15 protein-coding genes and 1 pseudogene are annotated in these 15,318 nt (G+C 66.7%); 8 read left to right on the plus strand and 8 right to left on the minus strand.

From position 1 onward, the window contains the following. Positions 1-35: 35 nt before the first annotated feature. Positions 36-647 (minus strand): NAD(P)-dependent oxidoreductase, encoded by a 612-nt coding sequence (locus FHR73_RS16225; RefSeq protein WP_183632616.1) that lies wholly within the window; start codon positions 645-647, stop codon positions 36-38. Between the two features lie 182 nt (positions 648-829). On the opposite strand from FHR73_RS16225, the gene FHR73_RS16230 reads away from it, so the two are divergent. The 3 genes from FHR73_RS16230 to secB are packed head-to-tail and all read left to right on the plus strand — an operon-like array spanning position 830 to position 2,037. After that, positions 830-1,249 (plus strand): rhodanese-like domain-containing protein, encoded by a 420-nt coding sequence (locus tag FHR73_RS16230; protein WP_093254972.1) that lies wholly within the window; start codon positions 830-832, stop codon positions 1,247-1,249. A gap of 41 nt (positions 1,250-1,290) precedes the next feature. Next, on the plus strand, positions 1,291-1,545 hold the full coding sequence (grxC, locus tag FHR73_RS16235; protein ID WP_133861979.1) for a glutaredoxin 3: 255 nt from the start codon (positions 1,291-1,293) through the stop codon (positions 1,543-1,545). 27 nt (positions 1,546-1,572) lie between these two features. Beyond that, on the plus strand, positions 1,573-2,037 hold the full coding sequence (gene secB / locus FHR73_RS16240) for a protein-export chaperone SecB (protein WP_007159775.1): 465 nt from the start codon (positions 1,573-1,575) through the stop codon (positions 2,035-2,037). Between the two features lie 45 nt (positions 2,038-2,082). Here secB and rarD read toward each other — a convergent pair whose 3' ends face one another. From rarD to FHR73_RS16265, 5 genes and pseudogenes are all read right to left on the minus strand, one after another. Then, positions 2,083-2,970, minus strand: a complete 888-nt coding sequence (gene rarD / locus FHR73_RS16245) for an EamA family transporter RarD (RefSeq protein ID WP_183632618.1) — start codon at positions 2,968-2,970, stop codon at positions 2,083-2,085. Positions 2,971-3,307: 337 nt separating this feature from the next. Continuing rightward, the gene (locus FHR73_RS16250; protein ID WP_183632621.1) at positions 3,308-4,282 is read right to left on the minus strand and encodes a serine/threonine protein kinase; all 975 of its coding nucleotides are present in this window, start codon (positions 4,280-4,282) and stop codon (positions 3,308-3,310) included. A gap of 110 nt (positions 4,283-4,392) precedes the next feature. Beyond that, positions 4,393-6,282, minus strand: coding sequence for a PhoX family phosphatase (locus tag FHR73_RS16255; protein WP_183632623.1), 1,890 nt, complete (start codon positions 6,280-6,282; stop codon positions 4,393-4,395). Between the two features lie 65 nt (positions 6,283-6,347). Continuing rightward, positions 6,348-7,072, minus strand: a pseudogene (locus tag FHR73_RS16260) (ComF family protein). A 58-nt stretch (positions 7,073-7,130) separates the two neighbouring features. After that, complete coding sequence (locus FHR73_RS16265) at positions 7,131-7,427, minus strand: hypothetical protein (RefSeq protein WP_007159771.1); 297 nt, start codon at positions 7,425-7,427, stop codon at positions 7,131-7,133. Positions 7,428-7,539: 112 nt separating this feature from the next. Between FHR73_RS16265 and FHR73_RS16270 the strand changes: the two genes are divergently transcribed. Beyond that, positions 7,540-8,241 (plus strand): alpha/beta fold hydrolase, encoded by a 702-nt coding sequence (locus FHR73_RS16270; protein WP_183632625.1) that lies wholly within the window; start codon positions 7,540-7,542, stop codon positions 8,239-8,241. Positions 8,242-8,311: 70 nt separating this feature from the next. Beyond that, complete coding sequence (locus FHR73_RS16275; protein WP_183632627.1) at positions 8,312-8,899, plus strand: cupin domain-containing protein; 588 nt, start codon at positions 8,312-8,314, stop codon at positions 8,897-8,899. Here FHR73_RS16275 and FHR73_RS16280 read toward each other — a convergent pair. Then, positions 8,896-9,318, minus strand: a complete 423-nt coding sequence (locus FHR73_RS16280; RefSeq protein ID WP_183632629.1) for a DUF1810 domain-containing protein — start codon at positions 9,316-9,318, stop codon at positions 8,896-8,898. The genes FHR73_RS16275 and FHR73_RS16280 overlap by 4 nt on opposite strands. 70 nt (positions 9,319-9,388) lie before the next feature. Next, on the minus strand, positions 9,389-10,723 hold the full coding sequence (locus FHR73_RS16285; RefSeq protein WP_183632631.1) for an MFS transporter: 1,335 nt from the start codon (positions 10,721-10,723) through the stop codon (positions 9,389-9,391). A gap of 164 nt (positions 10,724-10,887) precedes the next feature. Between FHR73_RS16285 and FHR73_RS16290 the strand changes: the two genes are divergently transcribed. The 3 genes from FHR73_RS16290 to FHR73_RS16300 all read left to right on the plus strand — a co-directional run bounded on the left by FHR73_RS16290 (position 10,888) and on the right by FHR73_RS16300 (position 15,120). Continuing rightward, positions 10,888-11,211: a thioredoxin family protein gene (locus FHR73_RS16290; RefSeq protein ID WP_183632633.1), complete on the plus strand. Its 324-nt coding sequence runs from the start codon at positions 10,888-10,890 to the stop codon at positions 11,209-11,211. 146 nt (positions 11,212-11,357) lie between these two features. Beyond that, positions 11,358-13,163: a phenylacyl-CoA dehydrogenase gene (locus FHR73_RS16295; protein ID WP_183632635.1), complete on the plus strand. Its 1,806-nt coding sequence runs from the start codon at positions 11,358-11,360 to the stop codon at positions 13,161-13,163. Positions 13,164-13,350: 187 nt separating this feature from the next. Beyond that, a complete protein-coding gene (locus FHR73_RS16300) occupies positions 13,351-15,120 on the plus strand; it encodes an acyl-CoA dehydrogenase C-terminal domain-containing protein (protein WP_183632636.1) in 1,770 nt (589 codons plus the stop codon). The last annotated feature ends 198 nt before the right edge of the window (positions 15,121-15,318 follow it).

The following is a 15,318-nucleotide window of genomic DNA, read 5'->3' on the forward strand; positions in this document are numbered from 1 at the left end:
GGCGGCCAGGCTGCGAACGAGGGGGCATTTCCGTTTCAGTAGCCGACGGTGAAGCGAGTGCGGTAATGGACGGGGCGTTCGACCTCGTCCAGCAGGGCCATGGCGAAGTCTTCATAGGAGATATGGCTGTCCCCGGCCGCATCGAACAGCAGGGCATCGTCGCCCAGGCGGAAGCGGCCCGTGCGCGTGCCGGGGGCGAAGACCATCTGCGGACTGACGAAGACCCAGTCGAGGTCGCTGACCGCTCTCAATGCCTCCAGGGTAGCGATGCCGGCCCCGGCCTCATTGCGGTATTCCACGGGAAAGGCCGGCGCATCGAACAGTCGCGAGCCATCCGGCAGATGCAGGCTGGCGGCGCCGCCAACGATCAGCAGGCGGGGGATGCCGGTGGCGCGGGCGAAGTCGATCAGGGCGCTCGGCGCGAGGTCGGCGAATCTCAGGCTGCTGATCAGCACCTCATGACCGGCTAGAGTCGGGGCGGCCTGCAGGTCGGTGACATCACCGGCGATGACCGTCAGGTCGGGCCGCGACGCCAGGCGCGCGGGATCCCGTACCAGGGCGGTGACCCGGTGGCCGCGGGAGAGGGCTTCGTCGAGCAGACGGCTGCCGACGTTGCCGGTAGCGCCGAGCAGGGCGATGGAGGTCATGGCTGGATTCCTCGGAAATGAACGGAAGCCAAGCCTAGGCAGAGCGGCGGAAGCCGCCAAGGAGGCAGTTCGAGATGAGCTGGTTACCTGCAGATAACCCGGGGTCGGCGAGGGTATGGCGCCATCGGGGGGCTGTGTATACTGGCCAGCATTTTTAGCCCTCCTTGGATAGCTCTTTCATTATGGAATTTATCGGTCGGGCGGTTGAATTCGCCACCCATCATCCGCTTCTCGTCGCCGCCTTCCTCGCCATCGTCGCCCTGATGCTGTTCAACGAGACCCGTCGTGGCGGGCGCAGCCTGTCCACCGCTGAACTCACCAACCTGCTTAACCGCGAGCAGGGCGTGGTCCTCGACATCCGTCCGAGCAAGGACTTCGCCGCCGGGCATATCGTCGGCGCGCTGAATATCGCTCAGGAGAAAGTCGCCAGCAGCCTGTCTCTACTGGAGAAGCACAAGGCCAAGACCCTGATCGTGGTGGACAGCGCCGGCCAGCAAGCCGGTGCCGTGTGCGGCGATCTGCAGAAGGCCGGCTTCACCGCCGCCCGGCTGAACGGCGGCATTGCCACCTGGCGTGCAGAGAATCTGCCCCTGGTGAAGTGAACCCCTAGCGTGGCCGCCTCATCGGCCACTGGAGACCGCGCATGTCTGACGTCGTCATCTATACCAGTGCCTGGTGTCCCTATTGCCATCGTGCCAAGCACCTGCTCGATCGCAAGAACGTGGCCTACCGGGAAGTCTCCGTCGACGGCCAGCCCGCGCTGCGCAGCGAGATGGCCCGCAAGGCCGGTCGCACCAGCGTGCCGCAGATCTGGGTCGGCAGCACCCACGTCGGCGGTTGCGACGAGCTCTATGCCCTAGACCGAAGCGGACGCCTCGATCCGCTGCTGTCCGCCTGACCAACACTCACAACTCAAGGCCCTACCATGACCGACCAAGCCAATGGCGCCCAGGAAGACGGCGCTCAGTTCTCCCTGCAGCGCATTTACATCCGCGACCTGTCCTTCGAGGCGCCCAAGAGCCCCGAGATCTTCCGTCAGGACTGGCAGCCCAACGTCAACCTGGATCTGGCCACCCGCCAGAAGACCTTGGGCGACGACTTCCACGAAGTGGTGCTGACCCTGACCGTGACCGTCAAGAACAACGAAGAGACCGCCTTCATCGCCGAAGTGCAGCAGGGTGGCATCTTCCTGATCAAGGGCCTGGACGCCGCTTCCATGGCCCATGCCCTGGGCGCCTTCTGCCCCAACATCCTGTTCCCCTACGCCCGTGAGGCGCTGGACAACATGGTGGTGCGTGGCTCCTTCCCCGCGCTGATGCTGCAGCCGGTGAACTTCGACGCCCTCTACGCCCAGGAACTGGCGCGCATGCAGACCGCTGGCGAAGCCTGATCGGCGCCGCTGCGATGATGAACGCCCCTTGCGAGGGGCGTTCTGCTATCTGGCCTTCAGCTTGCGACTGGCGCGCCAGAGATCGAAGCTGAACACGGCCAGGCCCGTCCAGATGCAGATGAAGGCGAACAGCCGCTCGCGAGGGAAGGGTTCGTCGTAGAGCCAGACCGCCTGGATCAGCACCAGGGTCGGTGCCAGGTACTGCAGAAAGCCCAGCGTCGAATAGGGCAGCTTGCGCGCCGCGGCGTTGAAGCATAGCAGGGGGATCAGGGTGACCGGCCCAGCCAGCACGATCAGCAGGCCCAGGGAGGACTGCCAGGTCTCGGCCTGCAGGCTCACCCCCGGGGTCAGCAGCGGCAGCGCGACCAGGGCGATCGGCACCAGCATCCAGCTCTCAACCACCATGCCCGGCAGGGCGGCCACCGGCGTCTGCCGCCGCACCAGGCCATAGAAGGCGAAACTCAGGGCCAGGGCCAGGGAGACCCAGGGCAGTTGCCCCAGGGTCCACAGCTGCTGGGCCACGCCCAGCACCGCGAGGCCCACGGCGATCCACTGCAGCGGACGCAGGCGCTCGCGGAGGATCACCAGGGCGAGCAGGATGTTGACCAGGGGATTGATGTAGTAGCCCAGGCTGGCCTCGACCACGTGGGCGTTGTTGACCGCCCAGATGTAGACCAGCCAGTTGCAGGCCACCAGGGCGCCGGACACCGCCAGCCAGAGCAGCCGTCGCGGGTGGGCGCGCAGCTCCGCCCACCAGCCGCGATGGCGCCAGACCAGCAGCAGCAGGGCGCTGAACAGGGCGGACCAGAGGATGCGCTGGAACAGGATCTCGGTCGCCGGCAGGGCCGCCAGCAGTTTGAAAAACAGCGGAAACAAGCCCCATAGCCCGTAGGCGGTGAGGCCCAGGGCGTAACCCTGGCGCAAGGCAGACATGAGAGGTCCTTAGGCAGGCAACGATTTTTGTTTGGGGAGCATAGCTCAAGGGGTGGTCGGGTGTGGACTGAGGTGCTGCGCCTGTGGTGTGACCGTCGCGACGGTCGAGCACGGCCCTGGCGGTCCGCCGATGCGGCCACGCCTATGGAAACTCCCGTGCCTACAGGAGCGGCCCGTGGCCGCGATCAGTGCTGTAGCCTGGAAAGCGGCGCAGTCCTTCATTGAAGAGTTCATCGCAGGGCCTACCCTCACCCCGGCCTTCTCCCAGAGGGAGAGATGAAGTTCGAGCCCGTAGCGTGGAAAACGGCGCAGCCTTTTCCACTGAGTCGCACAAAGACTAGAACAATCGCAACGGCGCCTCGTCCAGGGCGGCGCGCTGTTCGCGCAGGGTGAGGATCTGGTCGCCCCAGTAGCGTTCGCTGCCGAACCAGGGAAAGCTCTTGGGAAAGGCCGGATCGTCCCAGCGACGCGCCAGCCAGGCGCTATAGTGCATCAGCCGCAGGGTGCGCAGCCCCTCGATCAGGGCCAGCTCGCGCGGCTGGAAGTCGTGGAATTCCTCGTAGCCGTCCATCAGCTCGGACAGCTGCGTCAGCCGTTCCTGGCGATCGCCGGCCAGCAGCATCCAGAGATCCTGCATGGCCGGGCCGTGGCGGCAGTCGTCGAGGTCGACGATATGGTAGGCGTCATCGCGGCAGAGCAGGTTGCCCGGATGGCAGTCGCCGTGCAGGCGGATGACGTCGTAGCTGACGCTTTCGAAGAGTTCGTCGAGGCGCTGGAGCAGGTCGCGCGCCACCGATTCATAGGCCGGCAGCAGGCTCTGGGGAATGAAGTTGCCAGTCAGCAGCGTATCCAGAGAGGCATGGCCGTAGCCCTGGACGTCCAGCGTCTCGCGGTGCTGGAAGGGTCGGCTGGCGCCCACCGCGTGCAGGCGACCCAGCAACTGGCCAAGGCGATGCAACTGGTTGAGATCACCCGGCTCCGGCGCCCGCCCGCCGCGGCGGGGAAAGAGCGCGAAGCGGAAGCCGGCATGGCTGAACAACGTCTGGCCGTCACGCTGCAAGGGCGCGACCACGGGCACCTCGCGTTCTTCCAGCTCAGCGGAAAAGGCGTGTTCTTCCAGAATGGCCGCATCGGTCCAGCGATCCGGCCTATAGAACTTGGCGATCAGCGGGGTCTCGCCTTCGATGCCGATCTGGTAGACGCGATTCTCGTAGCTGTTGAGGGCCAGCACCCGGGCATCGCTGAGATAGCCCAGGCTTTCGATGGCGTCGATGACGAGGTCGGGACTCAGATTTTCGAACGGATGAGACATGGCGCGCTCCTCGGTCACGGGGGACGATGGCGATTGCCACCCTGCATCCGGGAGATGCTAGCGCATGCCCGAGCCCCATGGCGAAGGCTCGAGCGCTATCCGCTCGCCGGTCAGGCGCCGATCACACCGCCGTCTTCGCGGGTAATGACCATCACCGAAGAGCGCGGCTGACCGTTCGGCTGGGCCTCGGGAAAGGTCGAGCCGCCTTCTTCGCCAGGGTGCTGGATGCCAACGAACATCGTCCGATAGTCCGGCGAGAAGGCCAGGCCGGTGACCTCGCAACCGACCGGGCCGACCAGGAAGCGGCGCATCTCGCCGCTGCGCGGATCGGCGCAGAGCATCTGGTTGTTGCCCATGCCCTCGTAGTCGCCCTTGTTGCTGTACTTGCCATCGGTGAGCACCCACAGCCGGCCGGCGGCGTCGAAGCCCAGGCCATCGGGACTGTTGAACATGTTCTCGGCATTGATCTGCTGCGAGCCCGCTTCCGGCTTGCCCGGGTGCACCTTGGGATTGCCGGCGATGACGAACAGGTCCCAGTCGAAGCTCAGGGCCGCGGCATCGTCGTCGCGCTCGCGCCAGCGCACGATCTGGCCGTAGAGGTTGTTGGCGCGGGGATTGGGGCCGCCCACCGGCATGCCGTCCTCACCACGCTTGGTGTTGTTGGTCAGGGTGCAATAGACCTGGCCGTCCTTGGGGCTGACGGCGATCCACTCCGGACGGTCCATGCGCGTGGCGCCGACCTGGGTGCCGGCCTGGCGGGCGTGGATGAGCACCTCGGCCTGGCTGGCGAAGCCGTTGGCGGCGGTCAGGCCGTTCTCGCCATGCACCAGCGGCAGCCACTGGCCGCGGCCCTTGGGACGGTTCGGGTCACGATCGCCTTCGTCGAAGCGCGCGACATAGAGGGTGCCGTGATCGAGCAGCTCGCGATTGGCCTTGGGATCGTCCTGCAGGCGATCGCGGCTGACGAACTTGTAGATGAATTCACCACGCTCGTCGTCGCCCATGTAGACCACCACGCGGCCATCGCGGGTGCGGGTCAGGGCGGCGTTCTCGTGCTTGAAGCGACCCAGGGCGGTACGCTTGACCGGTTTGGCCTGGGGGTCGAAGGGGTCGATCTCGGTGATCCAGCCGTGGCGATTGAGTTCGTTGGGATTCTGCGCCAGGTCGAAGCGGTCGTCGTGCAGGTGCCAGTCATTCTCCACGCTGGCGTGCTTGACGCTGTAGCGCTTCTGGGCGGCGTCGAATTTCAGATTGGCATCGCGACTGCCGAAGACGTCGGTGAAGTTTTCTTCGCAGGTCAGGTAGGTGTGCCAGGGCGTGGCGCCGCTGGAGCAATTCTGGAAGGTGCCCAGCACCTCGCGTCCGGCCGGGTCGGCGGCGGTCTTGAGCAGGTCGTGACCGGCGGCTGGACCGCTGACGGCGATGAGCGTATTGCCATGCACGCGACGGTTATAGGTCGAGCCCTGGACGAAATGCCACTGGCCATCCACGCGCTTAACCTCGATCACCGAGACGCCCTCGGCGGCCTGGGCCTTGCGGGTGTCTTCCAGGGACTTGGGTGGCGTGCCGTGGCTGAGCAGATAGCGGTAGTTGGTGTATTCGTTGTTGATCGCCATCAGTGCCCGATCCGGATCGTTCGGGAAGGGATAGAAGGCCATGCCGTCGTTGTTGTCGCCGAATTGCACCGCCTGGTCGGCGGCGCTGGGGCTGCCATCGGGGCGGAAGGCCGGGCCGTCGGCATGCAGCGGCTGGCCCCAGCTGATGAGCACGCTGGCGCGATAGCCGGGCGGCACCACCAGGGTGTCGGCGGTGGAGGCGGGGATGTTGGCGAAGCCGATCAGCGGATTGCCCGAGGCCTCGCTGACCGCGTCGGCCAGGGCGCTGCGACCGAGCAGGCCGCCGCCCAGGAACAGGGCGGCGCCGGCCAGGGCGCCGGCGCCGATGAAGCGGCGGCGGCTGAGGTGGACGAGGCGTTCGAGATCGGTCTGGTCGTTATGCATGCTGATGGCTCCCTCACAGTGTGCAGGCGAGGCTAGTCAGACTAAATGACGTTTTGGTGACATGGCTACTCGCCGGGTGGCAGCGTCCGCGCCAGGCAATAGACATCGACCCGCCGGGCGCCCGCGCGCTGGAGCAGGCGCGCCAGGCTGTCGGCGGTGGCGCCGGTGGTGAGGACATCGTCCACCAGGGCCAGGTGGCGACCCTCCAGCTGGGCATCTTCCACCAGGGCGAAGGCCTGCTTGAGATTGCGCCGTCGCTCGCTGGCGCTCAGGCCCTGCTGGCTGTGCTGCTCCAGCAGGCCGCTATCCACCGGCAGTTGCAGGCTCCTGCCGAGCCAGCCGGCCAGCAGCGCGGCCTGGTTGAAACCGCGTTGGCGCAGGCGCAGCGGGGCGAGGGAACCGGCAGCAGCAATGCCGGGCGCGGCTGGCCTTCGTCGAACAGGTGCTGCAGATGCCGCGCCAGCAGTGCGCCGGCCAGGCGGCCGAGACTGCCCTGGTCGCGGTGCTTGAATCTGTTGATCAGGGTGTCGACCGGAAAGGCATAGCGCCAGGGCGCCAGTACCTGGTCGAAGGCCAGTGGCTTGGCCAGGCAGCCACCACAGAGCAGGCCGTCCACTGGCAGAGGCAGGGCGCAGCAGCGGCAATGGGGGCCGAGCCAGGGCAATTCGCTGTCGCAGCCTTCGCACAGCGGCAGTCCGGCCGCTAGCCAGGCGCCGCAGAGCGCGCAACCGGTTCCGGGGCGCAGGCGTTGCCAGTGACGCTTCAGCGCGAGAGAAAGGGGTGGGGGCATGACGGCTTCCGTGCCGAGCGAAGACCCTACTGTGCCAGGCGGCTGGCCTTGCGACCAGTCAGCCGCGGATCAGCCAGCTCATCACCATCAGGCCGAGGATCAGCCAGATGACGCCGCCCACCACCGAGCGAGCCATGAAGGCGCGTACCGCGGCGTAGAGCAGCAGCAGGCCGATGGCCAGGACCACGAAGCTGATATAGGAGTCGTCCATGCCGATGGAGCGGGCCATGCCATGGAGGAAGTCGTGCACGGCGTCAGCGAGGCCGCCGAGGACCGAGCCGAACAGATCGATGATGAAACGGATGACCTGGCCGAGCGCGGCGCCGAGCCAGTCGAAAAAGCCTTCAGTACGCATGGATGTTTCCGGATCCTTGGCAATGTCCCTTGGAACCCGCGAAGCCCGCCGGGTTCGCTGGTGATCCGCGCTACACTGCGCGTTTTCCGCAGTGTCTCTCAAGTCCCCCGTGATGACCGCTACCGATTCCCTTCCGCTGATCCTGCTTCCCGGCCTGCTCTGTGACAGCCGTCTCTGGGCCACCCAAGCCGCCGACCTGGCCGACGTCTGTCCGGTACTCATTCCTGACCTCACCCGCGATCTGGGCATCGCCGTCCTGGCGCGCCGGGTGCTGGCCGAGGCGCCCCCGCGCTTCGCCCTAGGCGCGCTGTCCATGGGCGGCTACGTGGCCTTCGAGATCCTGCGCCAGGCGCCGGAGCGGGTGGCGCGACTGGCGCTGTTCGACACCATGGCCAGCCCGGATGCCCCCGAGCGCGCCGCCCAGCGCCGCGCCATGCTCGAACTGGCCGAGCGCGGGCGTTTCCTCGGTATTAGTCCGCAACTGCTGCCGCGGCTGATCCACGCCTCGCGCCTGGGCACGCCGGTGGCCGACACCGTGCTGGCCATGGGCAAGGCAGTGGGCAAGGAGGCCTTCCTGCGCCAGCAGCAGTCGATTATCGACCGCCCCGATTCGCGGCCAACCCTGGCGCAGATTCGCATCCCGACCCTGATCGTGGTCGGCGCCCAGGACCAGCTCACGCCGCCGGCCGAAGCCGAGCTCATGCACGCTGGTATCCGGGACTCGCGCCTGGTGGTGCTGGACGACTGCAGTCACCTGCCGCCGCTGGAAGTGCCGGAGCGGACCACGGCGCTGCTGCGGGAATGGCTGGCCTGACCCCTCGTCGCGGGCGCTGAACCCGGGCGCCAGGCGGACCTCCATTGGCAAAGCCCTGTTGGAGTCCCGCATGTCGCCTCAACCGCCGCTTTCCATCCTTTCCCTGGTGCTGGGCCTGGCACCTGCCACCCTGGCCCTGGCCGCGCCGGTGGTTGCCGGTCAGCCCGAGCTACTGCACTTCGCCGATGACGGCATCATCCCCAACAGCCGCCTACCGGTGCTGCTCTATCGTAAGGTCCCGCTGCCGGGTAGCGACCGCGCCGCGGCCTTAGAACGGCTGTTTACCGCCAATGCCTGGCCGCCGCAGTGGCGCTATGGCGTCTACCGCTATCATCACTATCACCCCAATGCCCATGAGGTGCTGGGTGTGGCCAGCGGCCAGGCACGGCTGCGCCTCGGCGGCGAACAGGGGCAGGATGTGCAGGTGACTGCGGGCGATGTGGTGGTGCTGCCAGCGGGGACCGGGCACCGCAATCTGGAATCCAGCGCGGATTTCCTGGTGGTGGGCGCCTATCCGCCCGATCAGCAGGACTTCATCACCCAGCGCGCCGATCCGGCCGCCCATGCCCGCGCTCTCGAACTCATCGCCCAGGTACCTATGCCAGTAAGCGATCCAGTGACCGGACGGGAAGGGGCGCTACCTGGGCTCTGGCGCTAGCAGAGTCGGGTCAGGGTGGCTTCGTCCGGCCGCCCGGCGAAAAAGGTCTTCAGCGCCTGGCGAAAGGGCTCGGGGTCTTCGGCCACGGCAGCGAAGAGGGTCAGGCAGGAATGGAATTTGAGATCGTCCGGCTGGCCGAACAGCGCCGTGGCGGATAGCTCCGGATGCTCCAGCGCGGCGGCGGTGATCTCCCGCAGCCGTGGCCCCAGCAAGGGATGCGCCAGATAGGCACTGGCCTCGTCGCGGAAGGCGATGGCGTAGTGCTGTGCCGTCTCGCTGCGCCCGAGTCCCTGGATCTGCGGAAAGACAAACCACATCCAGTGGCTGCGTTTGCGGCCGGCGCGGATCTCCGCCAGGGCGGTGGCGTAGGTGTCGGCCTGGGCGTCGAGGAAGCGTTGCAGGTCGTGAGCGGCGGGCATGGGAAAACTCCGGGCCTTTTGCCTATCGGCAGGCCGGCCCGGAGGAAGTGCCGGTCATTAGACGAGCGGTTTAGCCTCGCACCGGGCGATAAGCCGTTTCACCGCCTTCGCCGACCTCGTCCAGATCGATACGCGAGGTCTCGGGCAGACTCAGGCCACCGACCAGGCCAAGCAGGGCGATCAGGATCAGGTAGAGCGCCGGCGAGAGGTTGCTGCCGGTGGTGCCGATCAGCCAGGTCGCCATCAGCGGCGCGGTGCCACCGAAGATAGTGTAGGCCAGGTTGTAGGTGATGGCGCCTGCGGTGTAGCGGGTGCGGGTGGGGAAGATCTCGCTGAGCAGCGGCGCGGTTACCACGTTGCACAGCACCGCCCCGGCGCCCAGCAGCAGACTGCCCAGCAGGGCGCTGCCGAACTGCCCACTGCTGGCCAGCAGCAGCGCCGGATAGACGCCTACCGCCAGGACCAGACTGGCCAGCACCGTGGTCATGCGCCGGCCGATACGGTCGGTGACGCGCCCCAGCACCGGGCAGGCGGCCGCGGCCGCGAACAGGGTGATCAGGCTGATGGCCAGGGCCGCGGCCCGGTCGAAGCCGCCGGCCAGTTGCAGGTAGGTGGAGAAGTAGGTGGTGAACATATAGAAGGACAGCGCCGTCAGCGAGATGAAGGCGCCCAGGCGCAGGATCGAGCGACCCTGCAGCCTGAGTGTCTCGCCCAGCGGCGAATGGCTGACCTCATGGTCCGCTTCCAGTGCCTGGAAGGCCGGCGTCTCGTCCAGCTTCAGCCGCAGATAGAGGCCGATCAGGCCCAGCGGCGCGGCGGCCAGGAAGGGGATGCGCCAGCCCCAGTCGGCCATGGCCGCGGCGCCCAGCAGCCGCTCCAGGCCCCAGGCGGTCAGGGCCGCGCTGGCGAAGGCGAGAAAGGTCGAGACCGGTACGAAGCTGCCATAGCGCCCGCGCCGATCGCGTGGCGAATGCTCCATCACGTAGGCGCAGGCCCCGGCGTATTCGCCCCCGGCGGAAAAGCCCTGGGCGCAGCGGATCAGCGTCAGCAGGATCGGCGCCCAGATGCCGATGGTGGCGTAGCTGGGCAGGATGCCGATCAGGGCGGTGGCGCCGGCCATGATCAGGATGGTCAGCGCCAGGGTGCGCTTGCGGCCGATGCGGTCACCCAGCAGACCGAAGACGATGCCGCCCAGCGGCCGGAAGGCAAAGGCCACGGCGAAGACGGCAAAGGTCTTGAGCAGGCCGGCGGTGGCATCGCCACTGGGAAAGAAGTGCGCCGCGAGCAGGGTGGCGAGAAAGCCGTAGAGGGCGAAATCGAACCATTCGACGAAATTGCCGATGGACGCGGCGGAGATGACCTTGCGCAGGGTGGCGGGTGAAACGGAAGTCGCTGTCTGGCTCATGGCGGGCCTCGGGAAAGGGCGGAGACGGAGGCAGAAATGGAGCGCCTTGTTTTATTGTCATGAAATCGGGGCGTACCGCAGGATCGACCCTAGTCCTTTTGCCGTGACCGAGCAGTCCCGCCAGCGACTTGTCCACCGTTGGAACCGACTTCAGGAGCCCCGCCATGACCATGACGACCACCTATGCGGAAAAGGAGCCCGCCCGCACCGATGTCGACGCCCTGCCGGGTGTCACCCTGCTGGAGTTCGGCGCACCCTGGTGCGGCCACTGTCGTGCCGCCCAGTCACTGCTGGCTACGGCGCTCGCGGACTATCCCGGTGTACGCCATCTCAAGATCGAGGATGGCCCCGGCCGCCGCCTGGGGCGCTCCTTTCGCGTCAAGCTCTGGCCCACGCTGGTCGTGGTCAAGGAGGGCCGGGAACTGGCGCGGCTGGTACGTCCGGCGACGGCGGCGGCCCTGCGCGAAGCCCTGGCCGAGGCGGACTGACCGGTCGCTCCGCTCGTCCTCGCCGCGCTTGACAAGGCCAGGCCTGGAACATTAGTTTCAAACGACTGTTTAAACGCCCTGGCGACAGGTCCGCAGCGACGCTGCCGCCACCCTCGACAACAAGCATTCGCAAAGAGGTAACAGTCATGCCCGATTACAAAGCCCCCCTGCGGGACATCCGCTTCGTTCGCGACGAACTCCTGGGCTATGACGCGCACTACCAGAGCCTGCCCGGGTGCGGTGACGCCACTCCCGACATGGTCTCCGCCATCCTCGAAGAAGGCGCCAAATTCTGCGAGCAGGTCCTGGCGCCGCTCAATCGCATCGGCGACCAGCAGGGCTGCACCTGGAGCGAAGACGGGGTGAAGACCCCCGATGGCTTCAAGGAAGCCTATGCCCAGTTCGTCGAGGGTGGCTGGCCGAGCCTGGCGCACAACCCGGCCCACGGTGGCCAGGGCCTGCCCGAGTCCCTTGGCATCTCCCTGTCGGAAATGGTCGGCCAGGCCAACTGGTCCTGGGGCATGTACCCGGGCCTGTCCCACGGCGCCATGAACACCCTGGAGCAGCATGGCACCGACGAGCAGAAGCACACCTACCTCGAAAAGCTGGTGACCGGCGAATGGACCGGCACCATGTGCCTGACCGAGCCCCACTGCGGTTCCGACCTGGGCATGCTGCGCACCAAGGCCGAGCCGCGCGCGGACGGCAGCTACGCCATCACCGGTACCAAGATCTTCATCTCCGCCGGTGAACACGACATGGCCGAGAACATCGTCCACATTGTGCTGGCCCGCCTGCCCGACGCCCCCGCCGGTACCAAGGGCATCTCGCTGTTCATCGTGCCCAAGCGCCTGCCCGACGCCAGCGGCGCGGCCGGCGAGCGCAACGCCGTGCACTGCGGGTCCCTCGAACACAAGATGGGCATCCACGGCAACGCCACCTGCGTGATGAACTTCGACGGCGCCACCGGCTTCCTGATCGGCCCGCCGAATCGCGGTCTGAACTGCATGTTCACCTTCATGAACTTCGCCCGCATCGGCACCGCCCTGCAGGGCCTGGCCCATGCCGAGGTGGCCTTCCAGGGCGGTCTGAAGTACGCCCGCGAGCGGCTGCAGATGCGTTCCCTGACCGGTCCCAAGGCGCCCGAGAAGCCCGCCGACCCCATCATCGTGCACCCCGACGTGCGCCGCATGCTGCTGACCATGAAGGCCTTCGCCGAGGGCAGCCGGGCGATGATCTACTACACCGCCAAGCTGGTGGACATCCTCAAGTACAGCCAGGACGAGGAGCAGAAGCAGCAGGTCGAGACCCAGATGGCCTTCCTCACCCCCATCGCCAAGGCCTTCATGACCGAGGTGGGTTTCGAAGCGGCGAGCCACGGCGTGCAGATCTATGGCGGCCACGGCTACATCGCCGAGTGGGGCATGGAGCAGAACCTGCGCGATGCCCGCATCGCCATGCTCTACGAAGGCACCACCGGCATCCAGGCCATCGACCTGCTGGGTCGCAAGGTGCTGATGACCCAGGGTGAATCGCTCAAGGCCTTCACCAAGGTGGTGCACAAGTTCTGCCAGGCCAACGTCGAAAACGCCGAACTCAAGGCCTTCGTCGAGCCGCTGGCCAAGCTGAACAAGGAGTGGGGCGAGATCACCCTCAAGGTCGGCATGGCCGCCATGAAGGATCGCGAGGAGGTGGGTGCCGCCGCCGTCGACTACCTGATGTACTCCGGCTATGTCTGCCTGGCCTACTTCTGGGCCGACATGGCCCGGGTTGCGGCCGAGAAGCTGGCCGCCGGTACCGACGAGGCTGCCTTCTACCAGGCCAAGCTGGCCACCGCGCGCTTCTACTACGAGCGCCTGCTGCCCCGTACCCGCGCCCACGCCGAGGCGCTGCTGGCCGGCGCCGGCAGCCTGATGGCCCTGGCCGAGGAAGACTTCGCCCTCGGCTACTAAGCCGTCGCAGCTCCACTGAAAACCCCGCTCCGGCGGGGTTTTCGTCTTTTCGCGGCTGCGAAAAAACCACCCGCTACAGACCTCCGATCGGCTGACCATTGGGTCAGATCATGAACCTATGTCTCCCTTCCGGTTCGGTCTTACACTCGAGTCATACCGACAAGAACACCTTCCGAGGAGACTCGACATGGCCGACTACACCCCGCCGCTTCGCGATATCCGTTTCGTGCTGGATGCCGTCCTCAAGGTCAAGGACCGCTGGAGTCAGTGGCCCGCCCTGGCCGAGGTGGTGGACGGCGAGACCGCCGATGCCATCCTCGAAGAAGCCGGCAAGCTGTGCGCCCAGGAACTGGCGCCGCTCAATCGCAATTCCGACGAAGAAGGCTGCCACTGGCAAGCCGGCGAGGTGACCACGCCCCAAGGCTTCCGCCAGGTCTACCAGGCCTTTGCCGAAGGCGGCTGGGTCGGGGTCGGTGGCGATCCCGAATACGGCGGCATGGGCATGCCCAAGGTGCTCACCGCCCAGGTCGAGGAAATGATGCACGCCAGCTGCCTGGCCTTCGGTCTCTATCCGATGCTCAGCGCCGGCGCCTGCCTGGCCCTGCACGCCCATGGCAGCGAGGCGCTCAAGCAGGCCTATCTGCCCAATCTCTACAGCGGCCAGTGGGCCGGCTCCATGTGCCTGACCGAACCCCATGCCGGCACCGACCTGGGTCTGATCCGCACCCGCGCCGAACCTCAGGCCGATGGCAGCTACCGGGTCACCGGCACCAAGATCTTCATCACCGCCGGCGAGCATGACCTCACCGAGAACATCATCCACCTGGTGCTGGCCAAGCTGCCCGATGCCCCGGCCGGCTCGCGGGGCATCTCGCTGTTCCTGGTACCCAAGATCCTGGTGGACGAGGCGGGCGCCCTGGGCGCGCGCAACGCCGTGGCCTGTGGCTCCCTGGAACACAAGATGGGCATCAAGGGCGCCGCTACCTGCGTGATGAACTTCGATGGCGCGGTGGGCTACCTGGTGGGCGAGGTCAACAAGGGCCTGGCTGCCATGTTCACCATGATGAACTACGAGCGCCTGGGCGTCGGCATCCAGGGCCTGGGTTCGAGCGAGCGTTCCTACCAGAATGCCCTGGCCTATGCCCGCGAGCGCCTGCAGAGTCGTTCGCCGGCCGGCATCCAGCAGGCCGCCAAGAACGCCGATCCCATCATCGTCCATCCCGATGTGCGGCGCATGCTGCTGACCATGAAGGCCCTCAACGAAGGCGGCCGACTGTTCTCCAGCTATGTCGCCCTGCAACTCGATACCGCCAAGTACAGCCCCGAGCCCGTCGAGCGCGAACGCGCCGAAGCCCTGGTGGCGCTGTTGACCCCGGTGGCCAAGGGCTTCCTGACCGATCTCGGCCTGGAACTCTGCGTCGCCGGTCAGCAGGTGTTCGGCGGCCATGGCTACATCCGCGAATGGGGCCAGGAGCAGCTGGTGCGCGACGTGCGCATCACCCAGATCTACGAAGGCACCAACGGCATCCAGGCCCTCGACCTGGTCGGCCGCAAGCTGGCCGGCAGTCGCGGTGCCCTCTACCGGCCCTTCAGCGAAGAGGTCCACGGCTATCTGAGCGGTCTGCCGGCGGACAACGAATTCGCCGCACCCCTGCGCCAGGCGCTGGATCAGCTGGACGGCGCGACCGAGTGGCTGTTGCAGGCCGGCGCCAGCGACCCCCATGAGCTGGGGGCCGCCTCGGTGGACTACCTGCACCTGTTCGGCTATGTCGCCTACGGCTATCTCTGGGCCCGTGCGGCGGCCGCCGCGGCGGATCAGGAGGCGACCTTCGCCGAAGCCAAGCTGGCCACCGCGCGCTTCTATTTCGCCCGCCTGCTGCCGCGCACCCTGAGCCTGGCTGCAGCCGTGCGCAGTGGCGCCCAGCCGCTCTACGCCCTGGCCGAGGAGGCTTTCTAAGCTGTTGACCGACAAGGTAAAAAGCCATGCCGTGTAAGCTTTGGCTTACATGACGTCGCCGCGATAAGCCATCGCCTACACCCGGATAGCTGCGTAATCTACACCCATCGGATCGCGGTACAGGATGTACCCAGCGCTCCAGATGATTTCAAGGAAATGTGGCCAGGATGGCCCCCCGGCAAGGATGTCGGGCAGAGA

It is taken from the genome of Pseudomonas sp. AS2.8 (genome assembly GCF_014190935.1).
Lineage (GTDB): Bacteria > Pseudomonadota > Gammaproteobacteria > Pseudomonadales > Pseudomonadaceae > Chryseomonas.

What these genes read in the sequence shown, in the direction of transcription:
- FHR73_RS16270 (WP_183632625.1), top strand. Translation starts at nt 7,540, where the DNA reads ATGACCGCTACCGATTCCCTTCCGCTGATCCTGCTTCCCGGCCTGCTC.
- FHR73_RS16295 (WP_183632635.1), top strand. Translation starts at nt 11,358, where the DNA reads ATGCCCGATTACAAAGCCCCCCTGCGGGACATCCGCTTCGTTCGCGAC.
- FHR73_RS16225 (WP_183632616.1), bottom strand. Translation starts at nt 647, where the DNA reads ATGACCTCCATCGCCCTGCTCGGCGCTACCGGCAACGTCGGCAGCCGT.
- FHR73_RS16300 (WP_183632636.1), top strand. Translation starts at nt 13,351, where the DNA reads ATGGCCGACTACACCCCGCCGCTTCGCGATATCCGTTTCGTGCTGGAT.
- grxC (WP_133861979.1), top strand. Translation starts at nt 1,291, where the DNA reads ATGTCTGACGTCGTCATCTATACCAGTGCCTGGTGTCCCTATTGCCAT.
- FHR73_RS16230 (WP_093254972.1), top strand. Translation starts at nt 830, where the DNA reads ATGGAATTTATCGGTCGGGCGGTTGAATTCGCCACCCATCATCCGCTT.
- FHR73_RS16255 (WP_183632623.1), bottom strand. Translation starts at nt 6,282, where the DNA reads ATGCATAACGACCAGACCGATCTCGAACGCCTCGTCCACCTCAGCCGC.
- FHR73_RS16290 (WP_183632633.1), top strand. Translation starts at nt 10,888, where the DNA reads ATGACCATGACGACCACCTATGCGGAAAAGGAGCCCGCCCGCACCGAT.
- FHR73_RS16285 (WP_183632631.1), bottom strand. Translation starts at nt 10,723, where the DNA reads ATGAGCCAGACAGCGACTTCCGTTTCACCCGCCACCCTGCGCAAGGTC.
- FHR73_RS16265 (WP_007159771.1), bottom strand. Translation starts at nt 7,427, where the DNA reads ATGCGTACTGAAGGCTTTTTCGACTGGCTCGGCGCCGCGCTCGGCCAG.
- secB (WP_007159775.1), top strand. Translation starts at nt 1,573, where the DNA reads ATGACCGACCAAGCCAATGGCGCCCAGGAAGACGGCGCTCAGTTCTCC.
- FHR73_RS16275 (WP_183632627.1), top strand. Translation starts at nt 8,312, where the DNA reads ATGTCGCCTCAACCGCCGCTTTCCATCCTTTCCCTGGTGCTGGGCCTG.
- FHR73_RS16250 (WP_183632621.1), bottom strand. Translation starts at nt 4,282, where the DNA reads ATGTCTCATCCGTTCGAAAATCTGAGTCCCGACCTCGTCATCGACGCC.
- FHR73_RS16280 (WP_183632629.1), bottom strand. Translation starts at nt 9,318, where the DNA reads ATGCCCGCCGCTCACGACCTGCAACGCTTCCTCGACGCCCAGGCCGAC.
- rarD (WP_183632618.1), bottom strand. Translation starts at nt 2,970, where the DNA reads ATGTCTGCCTTGCGCCAGGGTTACGCCCTGGGCCTCACCGCCTACGGG.